The following is a 25,587-nucleotide window of genomic DNA, read 5'->3' as shown; positions in this document are numbered from 1 at the left end:
GGAGAGGCGGCTTCCCGAGTGTTCGCGACCGCTCAAGGCAACCCAATAACAACGCTAGGAGTGACTATGGCATCTCACATCAAGGTTCCGTCAGGTGGTCAGAAAATCGTTCCGGGCCAGGCGATTCCGGACAATCCGATCATTCCGTTCATCGAAGGCGACGGTATTGGCATCGACATCACCCCGGTCATGATCAAGGTGATCGATGCTGCGGTCGACAAGGCCTACGGCGGCAAAAGGAAGATCCACTGGATGGAGGTCTATGCCGGTGAGAAATCCACCCGCCTCTACGGCCCGGACGAATGGTTCCCCAAGGAAACCTTCGATGCCCTGAAGGAATACTCGGTGTCGATCAAGGGCCCGATGACGACGCCGGTCGGCGGCGGCATCCGCTCGCTGAACGTTGCCCTGCGCCAGGAACTCGACCTCTACCAGTGCGTCCGTCCGGTTCAGTACTTCAAGGGCGTGCCGTCACCGCTGAAGCATCCGGAACTGACCAACATGGTCATCTTCCGCGAGAACACCGAAGACATTTATGCCGGCATCGAATGGGCGGCCGAATCCGAAGGCGCCAGGAAGGTCATCGAATTCCTGCAGCAGGAAATGGGCGTCAAGAAGATACGTTTCCCGGAAACCTCCGGCATCGGCATCAAGCCGATCTCCATCGAAGGCACCACCCGTCTGGTTCGCGCCGCGCTCAAGTACGTCATCGCCAACGACCGCAAGTCGCTGACCATCGTGCACAAGGGCAACATCATGAAGTTCACCGAAGGCCTGTTCCGCGACATCGCCTACAAGGTCGCCCAGGAAGAGTTCGGTGCCCAGTTGATCGACGGTGGCCCGTGGTGTCATTTCACCAACCCGAACACCGGTCGTGAAGTCACCGTCAAGGACTCCATCGCCGACGCCTTCCTGCAGCAGATCCTGTTGCGGCCAGCCGAGTACGACACCATCGTCACCACCAACCTGAACGGCGACTACATTTCCGACGCGCTGGCTGCTCAGGTCGGCGGCATCGGCATCGCGCCGGGCGCCAACATCTCCGACAACTATGCCTGTTTCGAGGCGACGCATGGCACGGCGCCGAAGTATGCCGGGCTGGACAAGGTCAATCCGGGCTCGCTGATCCTCTCCGCCGAAATGATGCTGCGCCATCTCGGCTGGGTGGAAGCCGCCAACCTGGTCATCAAGGCCATGGAGGCAGCCATCGGCGACAAGCAGGTGACCTATGACTTCGCCCGCCTGATGGATGGCGCCGAGGAGCTGTCCTGTTCCGCCTTTGGCGACGCGATGATCGCCCGCATGTAATTCGGGCGCGATTGTGGTTGAATGAGCCCCCCGCCAGGGGGCTTCTTCTTTTCCGGGCATGCCATTGAACAACCAACCCATTGCCGTTTTCGACTCCGGCCTCGGCGGCCTGACCGTGTTGCGCGCCCTGCGGGACCGCCTGCCGCAGGAAGATTTCTTCTATTTTGCCGATACCCGCTTTTTGCCCTACGGCGACCGCCCGGAGACTTTCCTCAAGGAGCGCGGCGTCCTGATCGCCGAGGCACTCGCCCGGCGCGGCGCCAAGGCGCTGGTCATCGCCTGCAACACGGCGACGGCAGCGGCGGCGGAGGCGATCCGGGCGGCCAGCAGCTTGCCGATCGTCGCCCTGGAACCCGGCGTCAAGCCGGCCGCCAGCCTGACCCGGAGCGGTGTGATCGGCGTCCTGGCGACGACCCGGACCTTGCAGAGCGAACGTTTCCAGCGCCTGGTCGGCAATCACGCCAATCATCTGCGTGTCGTCGCGCAGGCCTGCCCGGGCTTGGCCGAGACGATCGAGGAGCAGGGGCCGCACAGTGCGCAGGTCCTGGCCCTGCTCGATGGTTTTGTCACGCCACTGGCGGCAGCCGGGGCGGATGTCGTCGTCCTCGGCTGCACACATTACCCGTGGGTGGCCGAGGCAATTGCGGCACGAATGCCGGCCGGCGTCAGCCTGCTCGATACCGGTGAACCGGTGGCGCGCCAACTGGAGCGTTTGCTGGGTGCGAAGGATCTGCTCGGCGGCGGCCATGGTCATCTGCAGATTGCGACCAGCGGTGCGCCGGCCCGGGTGATTGCTACGGTCGACCGCCTGTGGGGGCAGAAATTGCCCGTTGAACACTGGGAACCCTGAGATGAGCGAAATACAAAAGCCGCTGGCCGGCCTGAAAGTGGTGGAGCTGGGGACATTGATCGCCGGCCCGTTCTGCACCCGCATCATGGCCGAATTCGGGGCCGAGGTGATCAAGGTCGAGGCGCCGGATGGCGGCGACCCGCTGCGCAAGTGGCGCAAGCTGTACGAAGGCACCTCGTTGTGGTGGTACGTCCAGGCGCGCAACAAGAAGTCGGTGACCGCCAATTTGAAACACCCGGAAGGCCGTGAGTTCGTCCGCAAGCTGATTGTCGAGGCGGATATCCTGGTCGAGAATTTTCGTCCCGGCGTGCTGGAAAAGCTCGGCCTGGGCTGGGAGGTGCTGAAGGAGGCCAATCCCGGCCTGGTCATGGTCCGCCTTTCCGGCTTCGGGCAGACTGGCCCGTACAAGGACCAGCCGGGATTCGGCGCGGTCGGCGAGTCGATGGGCGGCTTGCGCTACATCACCGGCTTCCCGGATCGGCCGCCGGTCCGTACCGGTATTTCCATCGGCGATTCGATTGCCGCGCTGTGGGGCGCCATCGGCGCACTGATGGCCCTGCGCCACAAGGAAGTCAATGGCGGGGCCGGACAGGTGGTCGATGTTGCGCTTTACGAAGCGGTGTTCGCGATGATGGAATCGTTGGTGCCGGAGTTCGATGTCTTCGGCTTCATTCGCGAGCGGACCGGCAACATCATGCCGGGCATTACCCCGTCCAATACGCATACGACGCGCGACGGCAAGCACGTCACCATCGGCGCCAATGGCGACGCCATCTTCAAGCGCCTGATGCATGCCATGGAGCGCAGCGATCTGGCCGATGATCCCGGCCTGGCCGACAACGCTGGGCGCGATGCCCGCCGCGACGAAATCTACGGGCTGATCGACAACTGGTGCGGCGCGCGCGACGAGGCCGAGGTGCTGGCCATGCTGGCCACGGCGGAGGTGCCGTCATCACGCGTCTATTCGGCGGTCGACATGTTTGCCGACCCGCAATTCATCGCCCGGCAAATGCTGGAGACGGCCAAGCTGCCCGACGGGCGGCCGTTTCGCATTCCCGGCATCGTGCCCAAGCTGTCGGCGACGCCGGGGAGTACCGAATGGCTCGGCCCCGAATTGGGGGCGCATACCGAAGAGGTCTTGTCGGCGCTGGGCTATTCGCCCGCGCAAATCGCCGCCCTGAAAGAAAACGGGGCGGTTTGAGGCCGCCCCGGAGTGTGCTTTGAGTGAGTCGGTCAGCCTGAGATTCTGAACTTGCCGATCTGCTGTTTCAGGTTGTTGGCAATGTTTTCCAGCTCATGCGCGGTTGCCGCCGTGCCGCGGATGGTTTCGGTGGTTTCCTCGACCATGTTGGCAATCTGCTCGACGCGCTGGGCAATCGACGTGCTGGCCGAGCTTTGTTCCAGCGTTGCGTCGGCTACTTCGCCAACCCGTTCCAGGGTCCGGCGGGCCCCGTCCTCGATCGCCTGCAGCGACTCGGAAGCCGAGTTGGCCAGTTCGACGCCTTCCTGAACTTCTGGCAGGGCGGCGCTCATCGCTTCGACGGCGCCGACTGTGTCGTTCTGGATGCCGGTGATCATCTGTTCGATTTCCAGCGTCGCCGAGGAAGTACGTTCGGCCAGCTTGCGCACCTCGTCGGCAACCACGGCAAAACCGCGCCCCTGCTCGCCGGCACGGGCGGCCTCGATGGCCGCATTCAGGGCCAGCAAATTGGTCTGCCCGGCAATGTCCTTGATCACATTGGCAATCGAGGAAACCTGCTTGGCCCGTTCTTCCAGCGCGCGAATACGGCCGGAGGCGTCGGACACCGTGTCGGAAATCTTCTGGATGGCCTGCGAAGCCTGGTTGACCCGGCTGCTACCCTGGCCGGCCAGTTGGACTGCATCGGTGGTCTCGCGGGCCGTTTCCCGGGCGCTGTCGGAAATGTGGTTCGAGCTGACGGTCAGTTCCTCGATTGCGGCTGCCATCGCCGACGTCGAGTCGGCCTGATGCTCGGCCGCTTTGGCCACTTCCTCCGAAGCGCGGGCAATGTGCTCGGCATTGTCGACCAGCGTATTGGCATCGGTATGGATGACGCTGACCAGCTGGCGCAGCGAGGAAACCATGCCGCCGAGCGCGTGCAGCAGGCTGCCAGCCGGCGCGTTGTCCAGCTTGGCCGTCAGGTCGCCATCGGCGACGCGCTGCATGATCTCCGTTGCTGTTTTCGGTTCGCCGCCCAACTGACGCAGGATGCTGGAACTGACCTGCCAGCCAACCAGGCTGAGCAGGGCGAGCAGGACGAACGAGATGCCGCCGAGCAACAGGGCGCCTTCCTTGTATTGACGATCGATATCGTCAATATAGATGCCTGTGCCCAGCACCCAGCCCCAGGGGGCAAACGGAGCTGCGTAGGAGAGTTTGGGTTCCGGCGTCTGTTGTCCGGCGCGCGGGAACCAATAATCGACAAAGCCGCCGCCACTCTGGCCGGCACTGATCAGTTCCTTGATGATCAGCTTGCCATTGGTGTCCTTCAGGTCGATCTTGTTTTGCCCTTCCGCTGCCGGGTTGCCGCCGTGCACGAAATAGGTGCCGGTGGTATCGAATGCGAAATAGTAGTCGTCCTTGTCGTAGCGCAGGCCGCGCAGGCTGTCGCGGGCGGCTTTCTTGGCATCTTCCTCCGACAGCTTGCCCTCGGTAACCAATTTTTGGTGGTGGGCAAGAATGCCCACGCCCACTTCGACCAGGTTGCGGGTCTTCTGTTTGCGGTCGTCCAGCATGCTCGACTTGAGCTGGAACAAGGAGGTCAGGCAGAGCGCGAGCAGGCCGATCAGGGTCAGCCCAACCAGCAACTGCATACGCGTCGAAACGCGCAGCGAACTCAGACTATTCATGGCAATTTCCCCTATCCAAAAAACGACGGCCTCTAACGGGCTGTTCAGCGATTAATTAATATTATTTGCCGATAATACACCGGTAAAAAATGTAAAAACTAGCAGACGTTTGTCTCTGCCAGAAAATTATTTCAGCCGGAAACGAATCGGCAGCAGCGTCTCGCGGGGCGTCTCGGCCGGCAGGGCACGCAGCGCGCGCGCCGCCTGCAGTGCCCCGTCATCGAGCAGGCGGAAACCGCTGCTTTCCTCAACCCGAGCCCCGACCACCTGGCCTTCATGGTCGAGAACGATCAGGACCAGGACGTCACCTTCAAGGCCTTGGGCAATGGCTTCGGCGGGGTAGAAAATTCCCTGCTTCTGCTGCTTCAGGAATTGGCGCTGAATTTCCTGTGTCCATGATTTTATAACTTTTGTACTATTTTTTGGGCTTGGTTGCGGTGGGGGCGCTACGGCTTTGGGCGTGGCGGCACTGGGTTCCGGCAAGCTCAGCGGAACCTGCTCCGGTAGGGGGGCTGGCGCGCGCAGGCTGGCCTGCAAGGGCGGTGCTTGAGGCGGAGGGGCTGGCTGGGTGAGCAGTGCCTCGATAAAAGGCAGCAAATGCAACAGCAAGGAGGCTGCCAAAGCCAGCAGTAGCCGGTAATCGGTCCGGGTCATGAGAAAATGCAGGCTGGCCTGAGGGATGAAAGCGTTGATGAAACCAGCAATGAAGCGGTCGGTCAGTAAGAAACTGGCCGCAATGATAATCGGGATGAGCCTGTTTTTACCGGTCCAGGCAGAACAGGCTGTCAGCCTGCCGACACCGGTCGCCTTCGCCAACAACATGGAGCTGGGCGATCTCCGGCAGGCCGAAGCCTGGCTCGATGCCGGCCTGCCCGTCGACTTTATGGGCAGCCGGATTGGTTCCGGCCTAATGATTGGCGCCTGGGAGGGTAATCTCGACCTGATGCGCCTGTTCATTTCGCGCGGCGCCGATATCAACCGGCTCAACGCCAACGGCGAGACGGCGATTGCGCTGGCAGCCTGGCGCGGCAATCAGGAGGCGGTCAAGTGGCTGCTCGAGCGGGGGGCGCGGATCAATGCCCCGGGACGGCAATGGTCGGCCCTGCATTACGCCGTCTTTGCCGGCCATGCCCAAGTGACGGATTACCTGATCGAACAAGGCGCCGATATCGATGCGCTCAGCACCAACGGCTCCAGCGTACTGATGATGGCGATCTACGAGGGGCGGGAAGACCTGGCCCGCAAGCTGATCGAAAAGGGTGCCGACCGTACGCCGCGCAACGACTGGGGCGATGGCGCCCTGGAATGGGCGATGCGCTACAACCATTTGAATATTGCCCGAATGGTCAGCAACCCGGAAGAATTCAATATCGCCGTCAGCCAACCCAAGGAAAAGTGGGGCGAGCCGAAGCGTTCGATGCGCAGTTCGAAGGAACTGGAGAACCTGCTCGGCATGCGCGAGAAATTGATCGAACGGGGCATGTCGACCGAAGCAATCGACAAGCGGATCTCGGCCGAACGGGTGCGCATCGTGCGTAGCGAACTGGATCGCCAGGCACCGGTGCCGGCTCGGGCGGCAACGCTGGAAATCTCGGCCAGTCGCAAAAAGCCGGAAGAACAGTCAGCCCAGATCATCTACGACAACAAGGGCAAGGCGGTCGGCTACAAGGCGCCGGCGGCGACCTATTTCGGGACGCCGAAAATGCCGCCCAAGGGCGCCGTCAAAAACTACTGATCGAGCGGCCGGTTACGCACTTCCGGCAGGAAAAAGACACCGACCAGGCTGGCCACGATGAGCAGGCCGGTCGGGTACCACAGGCCGGCCTGCGGGTTGCCGTAATGCACGCCGAGCCAGGTGACCATCAGTGGCGACATGCCGCCGATCCAGCCGGCCGACAGGTTGTGCGGCAGGGCGACGGCGGTGTAGCGGGTGCGGGCCGGAAAGAGTTCGGGCAGGGTGGCCGTTTGCGGGCCGGTGATACAGGCTAGCGGGATGACCAGGATCAGGAGGAGCAGCGTGATCATCATCAGGTCGGGCGTCGGCAGCGTGCCATAGTGGAGCAAGCCCTGGAAGACCGGAAAGATGGCGATAGTGCCGCTGATCAGACCGGCGAGCAGGACCGGGCGACGGCCGATCCTGTCCGACAGCCAGCCGCAGAATAGCGTCGCCGGGAACAGCGCCAGCGTGGAAATCATGACAAGGCCACCAGCCTGGGCGGCCGGCAGCATGACCACGGTTTTCAGAAAGACGCTGGTATAGACCTGGGCCGAGAAGAAGAGCAGGGAGCCGCCGGCCGAAACACAGAAGAACAACAGGGCCATGCGGCCCAGCGTGTGGCGGTCGCGGAAGCAGTCGCGTAGCGGCGCCTTGGCCAGCGCGTTTTTCTGGCGCAGATGGCTGAAGACCGGTGATTCGTGCAGGTTCATCCGGCTCCGGATCGAAATGGCGAGCAGCAGGGCCGAGAGCAGAAAGGGGATGCGCCAGCCCCAGGCCTTGAAATCCGCGTCGCTGAGCAGGTATTGCAGGGCCACGATCTGCAGCGTCGAGGCCATCATGCCGAGCGGCCCCATCAATTGCAGCACGCTGGTATAGAGGCCGCGTTTGCCCTCGGGGGCGTGTTCGGTCAGATAGACGGCGGCGCCGCCGATTTCGCCGCCGACCGACAGGCCTTGCAGCATGCGCAGTATGAGCAGCAAGGCCGGGGCAAGCAGGCCGACCTGCTCGTAAGTCGGCAGCAGGCCGACCAGGACGGTCGATACGCCCATCAGCACGATGGTGACCAGGAAAATGGTACGGCGGCCGTGGCGGTCGCCGAGTGAGCCGAACAGCGCGGCGCCGAGCGGGCGGACGATCATGCCGACACCGAAAGTGCCGAGACTGGCCAGCAGCGCGGCGACCGGGTCGTCGGAGGGGAAGAAGAGAATGCTGAAGTAGGTGGCCAGCGAGGCGAAGGTCAGAAAGTCGTACCACTCGAGAAAGGTGCCGAAACAGGCGGCGATGACCACTTTTTTCTGGATTGTCTTTTGTGCTTCTGGGGAATTCATGGGTGGTCGCCGGTCGGGTAAGGCACGAAAGGGCGCATTATCGCCTGCCTCGAACTTTGGTCCAATTGCCAAGCGGGCCTGCCTGATGCAGACTTGATGACAAACAATGATGAGGAATCGATATGCTTTACGTGGCCAGAGATAGTGCAGGTTGTATCCGCGAATTGCATCCGATGCCGCTGGGTAATGCCCAGGAAGCCTTGCCGGCTGATAATCCGGAAGTGCTCCAGTTCATTCACGAACGCTGGCGGCAGAACGAACTCAGTCAGCTCGACCGCGATTTCGTGCGCGTCATCGAAGACACCATCGAATTGCTGATCAGCAAGGATTTGATTCTCTTTACCGATTTGCCGGCCAAGGTGCAGGAGAAGCTGTTGCGCCGCAAGGAAGTTCGCCAGCAAACGCACTACGCCGGAAATTTCGGCTCCGGCGGCGACGACATCATTCCGCTTTAAGGCATCGCCTTCGTTTCAGCGGGGCTTGCGCGCTGCTTCGTAAAGCGGCATCACCGCCGGCAGGTTGCGTTCGATTTCGGCGATGCGCGCCTCGCCTCCCGGGTGGGTCGACAGCCAGGCCGGCGGTGCCCCGTTGCCGGCGGCATCCATTTTTTGCCACAGGGTGATCCCGGCACGCGGGTCGTAACCGGCGCGTGCCGCGAGGTCGAGACCGACTAGATCGGCTTCGCTTTCATCGTCGCGCGAGAACTTCAGGGTCATCAGGTTGCCGCCGAGGCGGAACAGTTCGCCACCGCCGACCAGGGCGCCGAGGATGGCGGCACCGGTCTGCGTCAGCTTGTTCTTGGCCATCTGTTCGCGGGCATGTTCGCGCAGGGCATGGGCGATTTCATGGCCCATGACGATGGCGATCTCGTCGTCGCTCAATGTCAGATTGTCGATGATGCCGCTATAGAAGGCGATCTTGCCGCCCGGCATGCAGAAGGCGTTCAGTTGCTTGGAAATGATCAGGTTCACTTCCCATTGCCAGTTCCTGGCCTCGGGATTGAAGCGCGCGGCATTGGGCAGGATGCGCTTGGCGATGCCACGCAGGCGAATGACCTGAGGATGGTTGTCCGGGGCCAGCAGATCCTTGTCGGCGGCGGCGCGTTTGAGCTGGCCGTATTGCAGCGAGGCCGCCTTTTCCAGTTCCGCGGCCGGGATCAGGGTACGCAGGGAGGAGGCTTCGCCGACGTCGACGCCATCGCCCTGGCGCTGCGGCGTGCCGGCACAGGCGGTGAGGAGCAGGGCGGCGGCGAGCGCCGCAAGGTATCCGGGTTGCATGCGGGTTACCTCAAAGTCATGACGGCCTTGACGAGTTCGGCCAGGGTGCGGACGCCCATCTTTTCCATGACCCGGGCGCGGTGGGCCTCGACGGTTTTCATGCTGATTTCGAGTTCGTCGGCGATCTGTTTGTTCAGCTTGCCGGCGACGACCAGTTGCATGACCTCGTGTTCGCGCTGGGTCAGTTGCCCGAGACGGTTGGAAATCGCGTTGTCGCGCTGGCGACGCTGGGCGATTTCGCTGTCCAGTTCGAGGGCGCGCTGGATGCGGTCGAGCAGGTCCTGGTTGTGGAAGGGCTTTTCGATGAAGTCGCAGGCGCCGCGTTGCAGGGCGGCCACAGCCATCGGTACGTCGCCGTGGCCGGTAACGAAAATGATCGGTAACTGCGAGCCGAGGCTATCCAGTTTTTCGTGCAGTTCGAGACCGCTCATTTCCGGCATCCGGACATCGAGCACGATACAGCCGCGCATCTCGTCGCGGCGGGCACGGAGAAAGCTCTCGGCCGAATCGAAACAGGTCACCCGGTAGCCTTCGCCTTCGAGCAGCCAGCTCATCGAGTCGCGCATGGCCTCGTCGTCATCGACGACGTAAATGCTTGGCGTCACCTCACTCATCTTCTTCCTCTATCGGTACGGTGAAACGGAACACGGTACCGCCCTCGCGCCGGGGCTCGACCCACAGCCGGCCCTGGTGAAATTCGATGATCGAACGGCAGATGGCCAGGCCGATCCCCATGCCTTCCGGCTTGGTCGTGTAGAAGGGCGCGAAAATACGTTCGACGTCCTCTTCGGCCAGGCCGTGACCCTGATCGGCGACGGCGACTTCAAGCATCCGTTCGTCGGTCTGCCGGGCCTGGATGAACAGGCGCCGACGGTCGAAAGGCACGCTGTTCATCGCCTCGATCCCGTTTTTCACCAGGTTGAGCAGCACCTGTTCGATCATGATGCGGTCGACAACGATTCGAGGCAAGTTTTCAGGCAGTTCGACAACGATCTGGGTGCCGGTGCGCTGCGCCTCGATGTCGGCAAACGCCCGTGCTTCGTCGACCAGTTCGGCCAGCGAAATCGGTTCGCGCTTGGGGTCGCTCTTCTTCACCATGTCGCGCATGCGGCGGATGATCTTGCCGGCCCGCTCGGCCTGGTCGGCCGCTTTCTGCATGGCGGCGAGCAGGTCTTCGAAGCGGTAGTTGCCGGCCTGCATGCGCTTGATGCAGCCGGCGCAGTAGTTGGCGATCGCCGACAGCGGCTGGTTCAGTTCGTGGGCCAGCGAGGAGGCCATTTCGCCCATGGTGATAAGCCGCGAGGTTTGCTCGAGGCGCTTTTGCTGCTGCTGATTCACTTCGTCGATATGCTTGCGGTCGGTGATGTCGGCAGCAATCTGGACGCGCACGGTGCGGCCGTCCACCCAGCGGATGGCGCGCTCGTGCAGGTGGTACCAATGGCCGGACAGGGCGTGCTGGATTTCGCCGTCGAAGATTTCGCAGGGCAACTCTTCCGCCGAGAGTTCGGTCGGGTCGCAGAAGTAGGCTTCCTGGGCCGGTCGGCAGGCGGCGGTGACCATCGCCGAATCGCGACCGACGGTATCGAAACCGAAGATGTTCTGGAAGGCGCGGTTGGCGAACAGGATTTCGCCGGTCTGGACATCGGCGACGTGCACAGCGGTATCGAGGCCATCCAGCCGATCTGCAGGCCGTTGGTATCGATCAGCGGCGAGAAATAGAGGCGGACGTCGAAGCGCTCGCCGCTCTTGCGCATGATCCGCATCTCGAAGCCGCTGGCCGGGGCCTGGCCAGCCAGCGCGGTATCGATGTTGTGCTGCAGTTTGTCGAACTCTTCCGGCGGCCAGTAAGGGTAGGGCGGGGCGACGCCGACCAGTTCCGATTCGTCGAAGCCGGTCATCCGGCAGAAGGCGGAATTGACGAAGGTGATGCGGCCGGAGGGATCGATGGCGCGCAGGCCGGTGATCATCGACTGCGACATGGCCTGGCGGAAGGCGTAGGCATCGCGCAGTTTTTCCTCGGTCTCGGCCCGGTGCTGGGCATGGCGGCGCAACTGGACCAGCGTGCCGGTGGCGATCAGGGTCAGTGTGACGATCAGCATGGCCGGCACAAACGGCAGCCAGGCGCCGCCGCCGCGATAGGCGACGATGTTCAGGCCGAGCTTGTTGTTCGGCAGGTCGAGGCTGATGGTGCCGGAAATCTGGCGGTCGGTCGGTTTGACCGAGGAATTGGCGAAGACTTCACGGTTCTGCGCATCGATCACGCTCAGGCTGTAGCGGGCCGTGAAGACTGCCGGCAGCGTGGCGCGGAGCAGGGTTTCCAGCGACTGCAGCGCGATGAAGGCACCGAGGTCGCTGCTGCCACGCTGCACCGGCAGGACCAGATCATGGGCGCGGCGCTGCGTGGCGTCGGCGTAGTCGGGCGAGAACAGGGCGCGGCGGATGCGTAGTGCCTCCTGCAGCGCGGCCAGCCGGATATCGGTCAGTTGTTCGCCAACGAAGGTGACGTTCGATTCATTGGGCGAAACCCATTCGACCTTGCCGTCGGTGTCGACCCAGACGATGGCCGAGATTTCCGGATTGTCGCGGACGTAGCGCGAGGCCTTGACCTGGAAGGACTCGTAGGTCAATTGCTTGAATTCCTGCTCGCGACCGAGTTCGGCCAGGAAATCCTGATGCGCGTGCAGGCGGTTTTCGATGGTGCGCTCGGCCCAGTGCATGTCGCCTTCGAGGGCGGAGCGGGCGGTGTCCTGTTCGCGCCACTGGAGGAGCGCGGTGACGATCAGCATGGCCATCGCGAAAATGCCGATGGCAACGTAAGGGGCGAGCCAGAGCCAGGTTTGTTTGGGCTGGGTGGACGGGGTTTGGATAAACATTGGCTGATTTTCCCCGCTGGCGGAGCGGCGACCATTGGTACTTACCCTAGGTTGCCTTTCGGCCGTCTTTGAGCGGGTCAGGCAAGCCGCTGGACAGCCGCGCCGTGGCGGTCGGCGCGGCAATGGCAGGGCGTCTCAGCCGAAGTTCAGCCAGGCCACCAGCAAGGGCAGCAGCAGGGCGGTCAGGGCTCCGTTCAAGCCCATTGCCAGGGCGGCGAAAGCGCCGCTCTGTTCATTGACCTGGAAGGCGCGGGCGGTGCCGATGCCGTGCGAGGCGACGCCGATGGCGAAACCGCGTATCGCCGGGTCGCGCAGCTTCATCGCATCGAACACGTAGCGGGCGCCGACGGCACCGAGAATGCCGGTGACGATGACGAGCACGGCGGTCAGCGACGGAATGCCGCCGATGCGCTCGGCGACGCCCATGGCGATCGGCGTCGTCACCGACTTGGGGGCGAGCGAAAGCTGGGTCGGTAGGCTGGCGCCGAACAGGCGACCGATGGCGACGGCCGAGATGATCGCCGTCAGGCTGCCGGCGAAGAGGCCGACGATGACCGGCAGCAGCATGGCCTTGACCCGCTTGAACTGGGTGTACAGCGGAATGGCCAGGGCGACGGTGGCCGGGCCGAGCAGGAAGTGCACGAACTGGGCGCCGGCGAAATAGGTTTCGTAACTGGTACCGGTCACGGTCAGGAACAGGACCAGTACCGTGACCGCGATCAGTACCGGGTTGGCCAGTGGGTGGCTGCCCGACTTGCGGAAGAGCCAGAAGGCGCCCTGGTAGGCGAGCAGCGTGACGGTCAGGCCGAGCAGCGGCGAGGCGGCCAGGTACACCCAGATTTCGCTGATCCGCGGCGTCATGGTGTTTCTCCTTGCGGTGTCGGGCACTGGCATAGTTTCATGGCCAGCGCGGTGACGACCAGCGTGGCAAAGGTGCTGACCAGCAGCGAGAGGAGCAGGGCGACCCACTCGTCGGCCACGCGGTGCAGGTGCACCATGATGCCGGTGCCGGCCGGCACGAAGAGCAAGGAGAGGTGCTGCAGCAGATTCTGGCTGGTCGTCTGCAGTTCATGGCCGGGCCCGCCGCGCACGGCGAGGGCGAGAAAGAGCAGCAGCATGCCGAGCACCGGGCCGGGCAGCGGCAGGTTCAGGCCGCGGGCGATGACTTCGCCGGCGAGCTGGAAAATGAGTAGTTGGGTCAGGGCAGAGAGCATGATGCAATCCAGAGCGAACGAGGGTTGCAGTCTATTTGTTCTTTAATGGCGTTAATAGCCGGCGAATCGTCTAGGGATTTGTGCGGAAAAGTATCAGGCGGGGCCGGTGCTCTGCCTGCATGTCGCACCGGCCGGCCACGGGCTTCATCGGTGTGGCGTATCGGACGGTTCGTCCTTGGCCGGCGAAGGTGGGGCGGAGGGGGCGCCGACGGTGACGCCGATCAGCAAAAGCTGCATCAGGCCGAGGGTGATGGCGAAGACCTCGAAGCTGTCGAGGCCGAAGCCGAGGGTGGCCGGCAGTACCAATAAACCGCAGGCCAGGAATTCGGTCAGTTTGGTCCAGATATCCATGATGTTCTCCTGTCGTATAACGAACATTCGGGGGCTTGCATTTTGTGCAGTGCACAAACCGTGCCGGCGAACGACAGGAGAACGCGCTATCAGCCGAGCAGGATGTGGCCGACGGTGCGCAGTGCGATGCCGACGCAGGCGCCGAGCGCGGCCGGTTTCCAGACGGCGGCAATACGCTTGCCAGCCGAAATCAGGACGGCCACACCAGGAATGTCAAAGGGTGAGATCAGGAAACCGGCACTGGCGTTCAGTAATTCGACACTGACCTGGCCGCTGCGTCGCATATCGTCCATGACACCCATCATCGCGGTACCGCCGGCCAGGTATTTGGTCAGCGTCGGCAGAATCAGCACCGGGTCGATGGCAAGCAGGCGCAGTACCGGCGAGAGCAGCACGGTGAGCAGGTCGATGCCGCCGGAAACGCGCAGCGCGGTGACGACGACCAGCGACAGGACGAGCATCGGGATGGCGCCGACGGCGATCTTGAAAGCCTCCGCGCCGGCCCGGTTGATGACGTCGAGCACGCCTTTGGCGCTTTCGGCACTGGGATGGTGCAGGGTTTCGTCGACTACCGCTTCTTCGGCCGACAACTGGCGGCCGAAGAGGTAGTAAGTGGCCGCTGCTGCGGTCAACCCGCCCAGCAGCGAAAAAACCAGGGTGGTGCCGAAATGCAGGCCCATGGTCATCATCGGGAAGGCGGCGTTGGCCTGCGACATGGCGAAGACCATGGCCAGCGTCGCGGCGATGTGGCGGTCGGAGGTGCCGCGCTGGTCCATCATGCTCAGCGTTGCCATCGGTGCCGCGAAGCTGACGAAGTTGATCTGCAGCGCCGCGAAGACGCCGAGGCCGTTGAGGCCGAAGGGGCGGAGCAGCGGGGCGATCCGGGCAACCAGGCGATCGAGGATGCCGCGTGCTTCGAGCAGGCGCATCAGGGAGAGCATGACCACCATCACCGGCAGCAGCACGAACAGCGAAAGCTCAACCGCCGAGCGGCCAGCCTTGAGAATGATGTCGATCAGAATGTCCATGGGGTCCCGGTACTTGTCGTCAGGCGCGCATTATGCCGCGGTCAAGGCCGAGCTTGGCGCGAATGCCGGGCCCGGGCAATCATGGATTTCCCCACTCCGGGCCAGCCTGGCCGTGTTGCACGGTTTTTGCCCCGGGACGGGCGTCGACCGCCGGCGTCGGCCGGGCGACCGCTTATTCGCCGTCGCTCAGTATTCCTTGGTGTCCGACCACATGTCCGGCGTGAAGCGGATGACCCGGTTGCGGCCGCGTTCCTTGGCCTGGTAGAGCGCGACGTCGGCAAACTTGACGGCCTGCCAGAAGGTTTCGCTGTCGGTCGGGAAGTCGGAAATGCCGATCGAGATCGTCTTTTGCAGAATGATACCGGCGACCTGCACCTTGAGGTTTTCGACGGCGACGCGGATGTTGTCGGCGACCCGCTCGGCTGCTTCGCCGACAGTGTCGATCAGGATGATCAGGAATTCCTCGCCGCCGTAGCGGATGACCAGGTCGGAGGCGCGCACCGATTGCTTGAGGACGGTGGACAGCGCCTTGAGCACGGCGTCGCCGGCATCGTGGCCGTAGGTGTCGTTGACCATCTTGAAGTAGTCGAGGTCGAGCATCAGGATCGCGGCATGCGAGCGCTTGCGCTGAACGCTGGCGACCAGGGTTTCGACGTATTCCTCGAGGAAGCGGCGGTTGTTGAGGCCGGTCATCGGGTCGGTCAGCGTCGAGTCGCGCAGGCTTTCCATCAGGCGCTTGGTTTCGAGAACCGGCGCCGCTTCGCGCAGGTAAACATTGATGAAGGGGATGCGGCTTTGCAGCTTGTCCTGTTCGGCCGGGGTGACCAGCAACTGAACGACGCTGCCGACGGCACCAGACTGGATGACCGGGAAGCAGACATGGCGGCGTTCGCCGACTTCGGCCGGCGGCCGGAAGGAGTAGCAGATTTCCGGATGGCCGATGCCATCGACGATATGCCCGGTACGCCGGACGCGGCAGGCTTCCGGCCGGACCAGGATCTGCGGATCGCACCAGCGGCAGGTGTCGGCGATTTCGCCATCGACGATGATGCCTTTCATCTGCTTCTTGTTGTTGCTGATTTCATAGAGCGAGAACTCAGTCAGCTCGAATTCATGTTGCAGCGTGCGCGACAGGCGCTGGTAAATCTCCGCCTTGGTCTCGTCTTCCTCGATCGCCTGCTTGAAGTGGGCGGCGTTGGTCAGGCCTTCGACCATGTCGATGGTCGCCGTCAGCAGGTTTTCGCCGGGGGCCGGGGTGCGCTCGGTGAGGCGGGCGACGTTGCTGCCGATCCGGTTCAGGCCATCGTCGAGGAAAGTCAGCAGGCGGTTCATGTCGCCGGCGATCTGGCCGATTTCATCGGTCGTCCGTTGCTGGACCTGGGCCTTGAAGTCGCCGCGCAGCGCGCGTTGGACGGCCTCCTCGACGGCATTGGCGGTATCGGAAATCGGCCGCAGCAGGCGGCGCAGTAAAAGGATCAGCAGCACGGCGAAGAGCGTGACGACGCCGGCGATGCCGGCTACCGTGAACAAGGCCTTTTCCTTCAGCGCATCGATCGACATGCTCATGCTGACCGCGCCGAGCACAGTGCCTTCGGCCACCTGGTGGCACTGCAGGCAGTTCGGGCTGCCGCTGGCGGTGGCGATATAGGGAATGGTGCCGCGGAAGACGGTTTCATCGCCGACCACGGTCAGTTCGAAATGCGCCTTGCCTTCGCGCAGCACGCGGCGCTCGATCTCGTCGGCCGCCGACTCGACGCTCAGACCCTTGCCGAACTGCTTTTCAACGTCCGGTGAACGCATGACCCGGGCCGATTTGAGGCCTTGCACCTCCACCAGGCGCTGCAGGAAGCGTTCACGCTTGTCGATGACGCCGTTGATCATCGATTCCGTCAGATGCACCCGGACAATTTCGCCGGCCGTGCGGATATGTTCGGTGGCCGAGGCGATCGAAAAGCTGCGAAAGGCGTAGAGGCTGATGGCGATCAGCACCGCCAGCAGGACGGTAGTGATGCTGACAAAAAAGAGGGTGACCTTGACGTTCAGATTCACGGCGGCGCCTTCCGAAGACACTATTTGCAAAGTGGGCAATTATCACCACGGTCGCAATCTTGACCAAGTCAATACGACGAAAGTAAGTGGTAATACGAAGACCTTTTGATTAGGGTCAACGTTTGCCGGTCGGCCGGAAAGGTTTGGCGGCGCTTGCCGCGCCGGTTTTTGCCTGTTTTATGCCGTTGACCGGCGGCAGGCTGGCTGCCACCAGTGCCGGGCGCCGGGCTTACATGCCCAACGACTTGAGCAGGTCGTCGTGCTCGTCCGAGCTGCTGGCCGGCGGGGGCGTGACGGCTTGCGCATTGACCTGGGCCATCAGTTCATCCGGGTCCGGCGCTTCGCCGTGCTCGAAGTCGTTGAGCTTGATGAACTCGGTCCGGTCCATCGCCAGTTCGAGATAGAAAATGTTGTTGCGGCCGGTAAAGAAGGTGACGCGGCGGGCTTCCGGCTTGTCGAGATTGGTATCGACGCTGAGCATGACCTGCTTGTTGAGGACCAGCATTTTCGGCTGGTTCTGCGTGATATGGGTTTGCAACTCGCGCGCCACCTTGCCGGTGAAGTCGCCGACGATCTGGTTCATCAACTCACCCATCACGTTGCTGACTTCATCGGCAGTGTGGGAGCTGGCCAGTTCATCCTTGGCCATGCCCATGCTCAGCAGGTAGCTTTCGTACAACTCCATGGCGGCCTGGGCGGAAAAGTTGATGACGACCAGGCCGGAAAAGCCGCCGTCGAACAACACGAAACAGCCGATATCCGGCTTCAGGCAGGTCTTGGTAATGCGCTGGACCATGCCGGAATAATGAATCTGGCTCTGGGTGGCAATGCTCAGGACCTTGGTCACTGAATTGCACAGGCTGCGCAGGATGTCTTCGGTGCCGAATACGGCGGGCGTTTCTTGCATGTTCATGATTCCGTAACGGTTCTGCCATAAAAGAATGGCCGTATGTATAACATAGTCACGCATTGGGCATGGCTTTCGCCCCTTGGTGGCACCAAAAATCGAAGCAAAAATCTGCTTTGAGTGCGGTTTTTGCCATTTCATGATGGTCGACCGCAGTCACTGGTAACCTGCCAGCCCTTGGGGGGGGCGGCGGCCTACAAAAAAAGCGCCGGGTTGCCCCGGCGCTTCGGTCTCTCTCCGCTTCCTCTCCGGGAATCAGGCCATTGCTTCGTACAGCGGCAGGGTCAGGAATTCCGGGTAGTCCGGGGTCAGCGACATCTTGTCGAAGATGACGGCGGCCTGGTCGTAGGTGGCGGTGTCTTCGCCCTGGGCGGAGACGGTGGCCTTCACCTTGGCCAGTTCCTCGGCGATCATCGGGCGAACCATCTCTTCGGTCACCTTGCGGCCGTCGTCGAGGATGCCCTTCGGCGAAACCACCCACTGCCAGACCTGCGAGCGGGAGATTTCGGCGGTGGCGGCATCTTCCATCAGGTTGTGGATGGGCACACAGCCGTTGCCGGCCAGCCAGGAGCCGAGGTAATGGATGCCGACGTTGATGTTGTTGCGCAGGCCGGCTTCGGTGATCGGGGTTTCCGGCTTGAAGTCGAGCCACTGGGCCGGGCCGAAGTTGCCTTCGACCTGCTTCTCGAACTGGTTCTTCTTGTCACCGAGGACCTTGACGAACTCTTCCATGGCGATCGGCACCAGGCCCGGGTGGGCCACCCAGCCGCCGTCGTAGCCGTCGTTGGCGTCGCGGGTCTTGTCGTGGCGGATGCCGGCCAGCGCCTTTTCATTGGCCACCGGGTCGTTCTTGATCGGGATCAGGGCCGACATGCCACCCATCGCCGGGGCGCCGCGCTTGTGACAAGCCTGGACCAGGGCCAGGGCGTAGGAGCGCATGAAGGGTACTTCCATGGTGATGGCGCTGCGCTGGGCCAGGCAGAAGTTCTTGTTCTTCTTGAACTTCTTGATGCAGGAGAAGATGTAGTCCCAGCGGCCGGCGTTCAAGCCAGCCGAGTGCTCGCGCAGTTCGTAGAGGATTTCTTCCATCTCGAAGGTGGCGAGGATGGTTTCGACCAGCACGGTGGCCTTGATGGTGCCTTGCGGCAGGCCGATGTGGTCCTGGGCCATGACGAAGATGTCGTTCCACAGGCGGGCTTCGAGGTGGCTTTCCATCTTCGGCAGGTAGAAGAAGGGGCCGGCGCCGCGGGCGATCTGTTCCTTGGCGTTGTGGAAGAAGACGACGGCGAAGTCAAAAATGCCGCCGCCGACGCGTTGACCGTCAACCAGCACGTGCTTCTCGTCGAGGTGCCAGCCGCGCGGACGGATCTGCAGCGTGGCGATCTTGTCGTTCAGCTTGTATTCCTTGCCGTTGTCGCCCTTGAAGGAGAGTTCGCGGCGGATCGCCTTGTACAGGTTGATCTGGCCCTGGATCTGGTTGTCCCAGTTCGGGGAATTGGAGTCCTCGAAGTCGGTCATGTAGGAATCGGCGCCCGAATTGAAGGCGTTGATGATCATCTTGGCTTCGACCGGCCCGGTGATTTCGACACGACGGCAGTGCAGGGCCGGCGGGATCGGTGCGACCTTCCAGTCGCCTTCGCGGATGTGCTTGGTTTCCGGCAGGAAGTCCGGCATTTCGCCGGCATCGATGCGGGCCTGGCGGACGACGCGGGCCTTGAGCAGTTCCTGGCGGCGGGCTTCGAAGGCGCGGTGCAGCTTGGCGACCAGTTCGAGCGCTTCGAAGGTGAGGACGGATTCGTAACCCGGCTTGATGTCGCCGGTGATTTGCACGCCTTGCGGAAGGTTGAGGCTCATGGAAAGCTCCTTAGGTTGAAGGTTAAGCGTAGGTCTTGATGAAATAGATGACGGTCAGGCTGGCGCCGACGGCGATCACCAGCCGCTTCAGCCAGATGGCGGGCAGGCGGCGGGCGACCGAGGCGCCGGCATAGCCGCCGGCCATGGCGGTGATCAGCATGACCGTGGTGTGCGGCCAGCTGACGGCACCGGCGATGATGAAGGTGGTCGATGAGACGAAATAGTTGATGCCGGACGTCAGGTTCTTCAGCGCATTGATTTCCTGGATGTCCTCGAAGCCCTGGATGGACAGCGCGGCCAGCGTCAGGATGCCCATCCCGGCCCCGAAGAAGCCGCCATAGATGGCGACCACGAGCTGGAAGAGGGCGCCGCCCGGGCCGCCCGGGTTGCGCACGCTGACGTCACCGCCCAGCCGGCCCTTGGCCCATTTGATCAGGCGCGAGAACTGGCCGCTGAAGGCGAACAGGGCGGTGGCGATCAGCAGCAGCCAGGGAATCAGGCGCGAGAAGGATTCGTTGCTGGTGGCGAGCAGCAGCAGGCCGCCGGCGATGCCGCCGATCAAAGAGACGGCGACCAGCAGCAGGGCCCATTTGCCATGGCGCAAGGCTTCGCGACGATAGGCCCAGGCGCTGACCAGGCTGGCTGGACAGAGGCCGACAGTGTTGCTGGCGTTGGCCATCACCGGCGGCACGCCGGCGGCGAGCAGGGCGGGAAAGGAGAAAAAGGTACCGCCGCCGGCCATGGCGTTCATGCCGCCGGCGAGGAAAGCGCCGGCACCGACGAGGAGCATTTCGGTGGTTTGCATTGTGGATGGCCTGAAAGGCGTGGTTGGCGGATGAATTGGATTCTATTGTTACTTGAGAGATAAAATAAGCCGGTGTTTTGGCGAAGATTCTTTTACCTGAGGTATAAAGCGAATGTCCTCCTTCAAGCAGATCACGGCCTTTGTCAATGTCGCGACACGCGGCAGTCTGTCGGCCGCAGCCCGCCAGGAAGGGGTGACGCCGGCGATTATCGGGCGCCGGCTGGATGCCCTGGAGGCGAGGCTCGGCGTGCGCCTGATGGTGCGGACGACGCGTAAGCTGACGCTGACTTTCGAAGGCCAGGCCTTTCTCGAGGATTGCCAGAAGGTGCTCAACGACCTGGCCAATGCCGAGGCTGCCGTCTCGCTGGGCAGCGTGCGGGCCAGCGGCCAGTTGCGTATTTCGGCGCCCTCCGGCTTCGGTCGGCGGCACGTGGCACCGCTGGTCGGCGATTTCATGCTGGCCAACCCGGAGGTTCGGGTCAATCTGAACCTCAGCGATCGCCTGGTCGACCTGGTCAATGAAAACATCGACTGCGCCATCCGCATCGGTGAATTGACCGATTCCAGCCTGGTCAGCGTCCGCCTCGGCGAAATGCGCCGCATGGTGGTGGCCAGCCCGGCTTATCTGGTCGCCCACGGTGTGCCGCGCGAGCCGGCCGACCTCGCCAGCCACAACTGTCTGTCGCTCGGCCAGCAGCGCGGCTGGCTGTTTCGCAACCCGGACAGCGGCGAGGTCGAAACGCTCAAGGTGAACGGGGCCTTCGAATGCAATGACGGTGCGGTGCTGCACGAATGGGCGCTGGCCGGGCGCGGCCTGGCCTGGCGTTCGCTGTGGGAGGTCGGGCAGGACCTCAAGGAGGGGCGGCTGACCTCGGTGCTCGATGCTTGGCAGGCGCCACCGCTCGGCATCTACGCCGTCTTCCCGCAACGCCGGCATCTGCCGCTGCGCGTCCGGCTGTTCATCGACCTGCTGAAGGAAACCTATGGCCGGCCGAGCTACTGGGAATTGCGCTAGGCTGCACCGGATGAAAACACCGGTCTATCGTGCTCTCGGTCTGCTGTCGGTCGCCCTTGGCGTGGTCGGCGCGGTGTTGCCACTCTTGCCGACGACGCCTTTCCTGCTGCTCGCCGCCTATTTCTTCGCCCGTTCGCATCCGGAGTGGGAGGCCAGGCTGCTGGCGCACCCGACCGCCGGGCCGGCAATCCGCGCCTGGCGCGATCACCGGGCGATCCCGAAAGTGGCGAAATACGCCGCCAGCGGGATGCTGGCGATCAGTGCCGTGAGCGGCTGGTTCGCCTTGCCCGAGCCGTGGCGCTGGTTGCCCGGCGCGATCGGTGCCGGCGTGCTGGCCTGGATGTGGACGCGGCCCTCAGTGTAGGGGCCGGCCGGCAAGCGGCCGCTGAAAATCGCCCTTTTCAGGCAGTCGACCGCCGGCCTTGCCTTAACGGCCGCTCTGGCCGACCGGGAATTCGGCGATCGGCCCCGGCCGGCCGAACAGAAAGCCCTGGAAGGCATGGCAGCCGCGGGCCAGCAACGCTGCGCGTTGCTCATCGGTTTCGACGCCTTCGGCAATGACGCTGATCGCAAAGGAGCGGCCGAGGGCAATGACGGCTTCGGCAATTGCCGCATCGTTCGGGTTGCGGTCGATGTCGCTGACGAAACTGCGGTCGAGCTTGATCTGGTCGAGCGGCAGTTGCTTCAGATAGCTCAGCGACGAGTAGCCGGTGCCGAAGTCATCGAGCGACAGGCCGACGCCGAGTTCGCTTTTCAGGGTCTGCATGCGCGTGATGGTGCCGTCGATGTCTTCGAGCAGCAGCGATTCGGTGATCTCCAGCTTCAGCTGGCTGGCCGGCGCGCCGGCTTCGCCAATGGCGCGCGCTACGTCGTCGAGAAAGTCGCCGTTGCGGAATTGCAGGGCGCTGACATTGACGGCCAGCGTCAGCGATGCGGTGTCGGGCCGGGCTTGCCAGCGGGCGAGCTGGCGGCAGGCTTCTTCCAGCACCCACTGCCCGATCGGCAGGATCAGGCCGGTTTCCTCGGCAACCTGGATGAACTCGGCCGGCCCGATCAGGCCGCGTTTCGGATGCTGCCAGCGGATCAGCGCTTCGGCACCGAGTATCTGGGCAAACTGGTCGACCTGCGGCTGCAGGTAGAGGAGGAATTGCTGTTCGAGCAGGGCCTGGCGCAAATCCCGTTCGAGGGCGGCGCGGGTTTCGACTTCGGTCTGCATCGCCGGATCGAAGAAGAACAGGCGATTCTTGCCGGCCGCCTTGGCCTTGTACATCGCCATGTCGGCCGACTTGAGCAGGCCTTCGATGGTTTCGCTGGCGTCCATGAAAGGAATCGCCCCGATGCTGGCCGTGCAATGGTGGGAGAACTCGCCGAACTTGTAAGGCCGGCCGAGCGAATCGAGCATTTTCTGGGCGATGTGCTCGATCTGGGCGGTCGCCTCGTTTATCTTCGGGCTCAGTTCTTCGAGCAGGATGACGAACTCGTCACCGCCCAGGCGGGCCACCGTATCGTTGCTGCGCACCGAGTCGCGCAGGCGTAGTGCCACCTGGCGCAGCAGCAGGTCGCCGACGTCGTGACCCATCGAGTCGTTGATCATCTTGAAATTGTCGAGATCGATGAACAACAGCGCGGCATGGCGGCGTTGGCGCCCACTGCCGGCCACCGCCTTGGCCAGGCGTTCGCTGAGCAGGCGGCGGTTCGGCAGATGGGTCAGCGGGTCGTAGAGGGCGAGGAACTGGATCTGCTCCTCGGCTTCCTTGCGCTGCGTGATGTCGAGGAAGGAAGAGACATAGTGGGACACCGCGCCCTGTGCGTCGCGGACGGCCGAGATGGTCAGCCATTCCGGGTAAATTTCGCCGTTTTTCCGGCGATTCCAGATCTCGCCGCGCCAGAAGCCCTGTTCCTTCAGCGTCGCCCACATCTCCTGGTAGAAACTGTCCTCGTGGTAGCCGGACTTGAGCAAGGACGGCGTCTGGCCGATGGCCTCGGTCGCGCTGTAGCCGGTTACCTCGCTGAAGGCCCGGTTGACCCGCAGGATCTGGCTGCGGGCATCGGTGACCAGCATCGCCTCCTGTGTTTCGAAGGCGATGGCCGCGATGCGCATCAACTCGTCCGCCTTGCGCGCCTCGGAAATGTCGCGGAAGGTGATCACCGCGCCGTCATGGCCGCCGTGCTCGGCGATCGGTGTCACCGAGTATTGCACCGGAAAACCCTGGCCATCCTTGCGGATGAACCAGTCTTCGCCCTGGCGCCGCTTGCCATCATGCAAGGTCTGGTGCATCGGGCAATCGGCATGCGGGTAAGGCGAGCCATCCTCCTTGTGATGGTGAAATAGCAGGTGCTGGTCGAAACCGATAATCTCGGCGCTCGTCCAGCCGAGCATTTCCAGCCCTTTCGGATTGATGAAGGTGCAGCGACCGGCCTGGTCGATGCCATAGACGCCTTCGCCGAGGCTGTCGAGCAGGCTGGCCCGTTCGCGCAACGCGATCTCGATCTGGCGCCGGGAGCGGGCCAGCTTGAACAGGGCGAACAGCGTCAAGCCGAGCAAGAGGCTAAGTCCTCCCGCAACCTGCAGCGAATATTTTTCGGCAATGTCGCGGGTATCGAAATGCTCAAGGCGGTCCGGGTGGGCGCGCAAGGCCAGCATCACCGATTCGAGTCGGCTGTAGTCGGCCGGCGGCGAAAAGCCGTAGAACTTGCCATTGACAGCGACCGGGTGGTCGGGCGTGATTTTCAGCAGGGCCAGCATCACTGACTTGATCAGAGGTTCGGGCAGGTCGTGGGCAGCCGAGAATGGCCACTCCGGGAAAAGCTCGGTCGATAGCAGCAATGGGAAGCCATTGACCGATTTCTGGTTCAGTACCTTGATCGCACTCAGGTCCAGCCGGCGTTCGCGCGCCATGGATTCGAGCAATCCGCTGCGAATGAAGCCGACATCGACTTGTCCGTTCAGTACTTGTTCAACCACTTGGTCCTGCGGTGCACCGGTAAAAATCACGCTTTTCAGATCGCCGGGGATTTGCAGACCGGTGTTCTGCAAGGTCCACTGCTGGATTCGGTAACTGCCGAAGGAGTGCTGGTGTGTCGAGGCGACCGTCTTGCCTCGCAAATCGTTCAGGGTGTTGATATCGGTCTGGCCGGCACGCGTGAAGATGACACCGCCGAATTGCGTCACCGGCGTGTCGCCGGCCATCGACATCAGGGTCGATACGGCCGCCAGGCCATGGCGGGCGCGCAGCAATACGTAATGTTCAGGCTGGGTCAGTACGAAGTCGACGTCGCGATCTGCAACGGCCTGGCTGAGATCGTCCAGATACATGGGGACGACGGAGAACTGCTGTTCGCCAATCTCTTCGCTCAGGTAGCGCGCCAGCGCGGACCACTGTTGTTCGGTCGACTGGATATCCCGAAAAGCCAGTACGCCGATCCGGACAACGCCATTTTCATGGGCGTAGGCGCTGGCCGATAGCCATAGAGTCGCCACAACACACAGACGAACGAGTGTGACAAAAAAACCGGATAAAGCAGAGTTTGAACGCAAGAGGCTATTCCCGCTGCTTGCCTGCTGGCGCCTCCGGCGCCACTGGCAAAGCTTTTTAGTTATCAATGTGTCAACATTTTAAGCGATGCGCCGAGGCCTGTTCCGGCTATTTAGAAGAATATTATTAATCACCAAAAAACTGAAAGAGAGTGCCGAATACAGCAGGTTTTTGCTGTTTTTGCCGCCATTCATCGCCAGTTGCCAAACGAAACGTTTAATCATATTGCAACCCGCAATTGCTAGGCTTATCGTTCGGTCATAACAAGCAATAGGCAGGGAGAGAAAAATGGGCATTGAGTGGCGCAATTCGGCGCATGGAAAAAAAGTCCTGCATATCGTCGGTCCCTTTGGATTTTCCTGTCACCGGGAATTTATGGGGCAGATCAAGAAACATTCTGCCGGGCCCGATGGGCAGCACTTCGATGTGGATTTGTCCGGCGTGACGAGTCTGGACAGTGCCGCATTGGGCATGCTGTTGATCCTGCACGATTGGCAGAAGGCCAAAGGCAGTCCGGTTGCATTGCGTAATTGCAGCAAGGCAGCCAAAGAAAATTTGTACCTGGCCAATCTACACAAGCACTTCAGCATCGATTGAGTGATTGTTC

Annotated in this window: 24 protein-coding genes; 8 read left to right on the top strand and 16 right to left on the bottom strand. The window is 62.5% G+C overall.

Annotated elements, in window-relative coordinates:
• Positions 1–66: 66 nt before the first annotated feature.
• From icd to GH663_RS09315, 3 genes are read left to right on the top strand one after another with little or no spacing between them, the layout of a single operon-like run.
• Positions 67–1,308, top strand: coding sequence for an NADP-dependent isocitrate dehydrogenase (gene icd, locus GH663_RS09325; RefSeq protein ID WP_153131366.1), 1,242 nt, complete (start codon positions 67–69; stop codon positions 1,306–1,308).
• A gap of 58 nt (positions 1,309–1,366) precedes the next feature.
• On the top strand, positions 1,367–2,158 hold the full coding sequence (murI, locus tag GH663_RS09320) for a glutamate racemase (protein ID WP_153131365.1): 792 nt from the start codon (positions 1,367–1,369) through the stop codon (positions 2,156–2,158).
• A gap of 1 nt (position 2,159) precedes the next feature.
• A complete protein-coding gene (locus tag GH663_RS09315) occupies positions 2,160–3,359 on the top strand; it encodes a CaiB/BaiF CoA transferase family protein (RefSeq protein WP_153131364.1) in 1,200 nt (399 codons plus the stop codon).
• A 32-nt stretch (positions 3,360–3,391) separates the two neighbouring features.
• Here GH663_RS09315 and GH663_RS09310 read toward each other — a convergent pair whose 3' ends face one another.
• Together GH663_RS09310 and GH663_RS09305 are read right to left on the bottom strand one after the other, a co-directional pair.
• Positions 3,392–5,026 carry a methyl-accepting chemotaxis protein gene (locus GH663_RS09310; RefSeq protein WP_153131363.1) on the bottom strand — a complete coding sequence of 545 codons (1,635 nt, stop codon included), beginning with the start codon at positions 5,024–5,026 and terminating at the stop codon, positions 3,392–3,394.
• Between the two features lie 126 nt (positions 5,027–5,152).
• Positions 5,153–5,848, bottom strand: a complete 696-nt coding sequence (locus GH663_RS09305) for an energy transducer TonB (RefSeq protein ID WP_170291388.1) — start codon at positions 5,846–5,848, stop codon at positions 5,153–5,155.
• Here GH663_RS09305 and GH663_RS09300 point away from each other — a divergent pair.
• On the top strand, positions 5,775–6,761 hold the full coding sequence (locus GH663_RS09300; protein ID WP_170291387.1) for an ankyrin repeat domain-containing protein: 987 nt from the start codon (positions 5,775–5,777) through the stop codon (positions 6,759–6,761). The genes GH663_RS09305 and GH663_RS09300 overlap by 74 nt on opposite strands.
• Here the strand turns inward: GH663_RS09300 and GH663_RS09295 are convergent.
• Complete coding sequence (locus GH663_RS09295; protein ID WP_153131361.1) at positions 6,755–8,071, bottom strand: MFS transporter; 1,317 nt, start codon at positions 8,069–8,071, stop codon at positions 6,755–6,757. The genes GH663_RS09300 and GH663_RS09295 overlap by 7 nt on opposite strands.
• 122 nt (positions 8,072–8,193) lie before the next feature.
• Between GH663_RS09295 and GH663_RS09290 the strand changes: the two genes are divergently transcribed.
• Complete coding sequence (locus GH663_RS09290; protein WP_153131360.1) at positions 8,194–8,526, top strand: hypothetical protein; 333 nt, start codon at positions 8,194–8,196, stop codon at positions 8,524–8,526.
• Between the two features lie 15 nt (positions 8,527–8,541).
• Here the strand turns inward: GH663_RS09290 and GH663_RS09285 are convergent, their stop codons facing one another.
• The 12 genes from GH663_RS09285 to GH663_RS09235 form a co-directional block, all read right to left on the bottom strand.
• Positions 8,542–9,348: a M48 family metallopeptidase gene (locus GH663_RS09285; protein WP_153131359.1), complete on the bottom strand. Its 807-nt coding sequence runs from the start codon at positions 9,346–9,348 to the stop codon at positions 8,542–8,544.
• A gap of 5 nt (positions 9,349–9,353) precedes the next feature.
• Entirely contained in the window at positions 9,354–9,914 is a 561-nt protein-coding gene (locus tag GH663_RS09280) for a response regulator transcription factor (RefSeq protein ID WP_420806640.1), read from the bottom strand.
• Positions 9,915–9,954: 40 nt separating this feature from the next.
• The gene (locus GH663_RS21415; protein ID WP_343029827.1) at positions 9,955–10,626 is read right to left on the bottom strand and encodes a sensor histidine kinase; all 672 of its coding nucleotides are present in this window, start codon (positions 10,624–10,626) and stop codon (positions 9,955–9,957) included.
• Between the two features lie 56 nt (positions 10,627–10,682).
• Positions 10,683–12,221: a PAS domain S-box protein gene (locus GH663_RS09275; protein ID WP_343029826.1), complete on the bottom strand. Its 1,539-nt coding sequence runs from the start codon at positions 12,219–12,221 to the stop codon at positions 10,683–10,685.
• Positions 12,222–12,356: 135 nt separating this feature from the next.
• Entirely contained in the window at positions 12,357–13,082 is a 726-nt protein-coding gene (locus GH663_RS09270; RefSeq protein WP_153131358.1) for an LrgB family protein, read from the bottom strand.
• Positions 13,079–13,435: a CidA/LrgA family protein gene (locus tag GH663_RS09265; protein ID WP_153131357.1), complete on the bottom strand. Its 357-nt coding sequence runs from the start codon at positions 13,433–13,435 to the stop codon at positions 13,079–13,081. Before GH663_RS09265 ends, GH663_RS09270 begins: the two co-directional genes overlap by 4 nt.
• Before the next feature lie 144 nt (positions 13,436–13,579).
• Complete coding sequence (locus GH663_RS09260) at positions 13,580–13,786, bottom strand: hypothetical protein (protein WP_153131356.1); 207 nt, start codon at positions 13,784–13,786, stop codon at positions 13,580–13,582.
• Between the two features lie 89 nt (positions 13,787–13,875).
• The gene (locus GH663_RS09255) at positions 13,876–14,814 is read right to left on the bottom strand and encodes a nucleoside recognition domain-containing protein (protein WP_153131355.1); all 939 of its coding nucleotides are present in this window, start codon (positions 14,812–14,814) and stop codon (positions 13,876–13,878) included.
• Between the two features lie 186 nt (positions 14,815–15,000).
• On the bottom strand, positions 15,001–16,863 hold the full coding sequence (locus GH663_RS09250) for a diguanylate cyclase (protein WP_153131354.1): 1,863 nt from the start codon (positions 16,861–16,863) through the stop codon (positions 15,001–15,003).
• Between the two features lie 229 nt (positions 16,864–17,092).
• Positions 17,093–17,776: a DUF3334 family protein gene (locus tag GH663_RS09245; protein WP_153131353.1), complete on the bottom strand. Its 684-nt coding sequence runs from the start codon at positions 17,774–17,776 to the stop codon at positions 17,093–17,095.
• Between the two features lie 249 nt (positions 17,777–18,025).
• Positions 18,026–19,624 carry a malate synthase A gene (gene aceB / locus GH663_RS09240; protein WP_153131352.1) on the bottom strand — a complete coding sequence of 533 codons (1,599 nt, stop codon included), beginning with the start codon at positions 19,622–19,624 and terminating at the stop codon, positions 18,026–18,028.
• Between the two features lie 22 nt (positions 19,625–19,646).
• Positions 19,647–20,429 carry a sulfite exporter TauE/SafE family protein gene (locus tag GH663_RS09235; protein WP_153131351.1) on the bottom strand — a complete coding sequence of 261 codons (783 nt, stop codon included), beginning with the start codon at positions 20,427–20,429 and terminating at the stop codon, positions 19,647–19,649.
• A gap of 112 nt (positions 20,430–20,541) precedes the next feature.
• On the opposite strand from GH663_RS09235, the gene GH663_RS09230 reads away from it, so the two are divergent.
• Both GH663_RS09230 and GH663_RS09225 read left to right on the top strand, forming a co-directional pair.
• Positions 20,542–21,444 (top strand): LysR family transcriptional regulator, encoded by a 903-nt coding sequence (locus GH663_RS09230; RefSeq protein WP_153131350.1) that lies wholly within the window; start codon positions 20,542–20,544, stop codon positions 21,442–21,444.
• Positions 21,445–21,454: 10 nt separating this feature from the next.
• Positions 21,455–21,808 carry a YbaN family protein gene (locus GH663_RS09225; protein WP_153131349.1) on the top strand — a complete coding sequence of 118 codons (354 nt, stop codon included), beginning with the start codon at positions 21,455–21,457 and terminating at the stop codon, positions 21,806–21,808.
• A 63-nt stretch (positions 21,809–21,871) separates the two neighbouring features.
• Here GH663_RS09225 and GH663_RS09220 read toward each other — a convergent pair whose 3' ends face one another.
• Positions 21,872–24,925 (bottom strand): EAL domain-containing protein, encoded by a 3,054-nt coding sequence (locus GH663_RS09220; protein ID WP_170291386.1) that lies wholly within the window; start codon positions 24,923–24,925, stop codon positions 21,872–21,874.
• Between the two features lie 343 nt (positions 24,926–25,268).
• Between GH663_RS09220 and GH663_RS09215 the strand changes: the two genes are divergently transcribed.
• Entirely contained in the window at positions 25,269–25,577 is a 309-nt protein-coding gene (locus GH663_RS09215) for an STAS domain-containing protein (RefSeq protein ID WP_153131347.1), read from the top strand.
• The last annotated feature ends 10 nt before the right edge of the window (positions 25,578–25,587 follow it).

This window comes from Dechloromonas hortensis (genome assembly GCF_009469765.1).
In the GTDB taxonomy this organism is placed as follows: Bacteria; Pseudomonadota; Gammaproteobacteria; order Burkholderiales; family Rhodocyclaceae; genus Azonexus; species Azonexus hortensis.
Note: the sequence above shows the minus strand (reverse complement) of the source record. Positions and strands in the feature narration are given on the sequence as shown.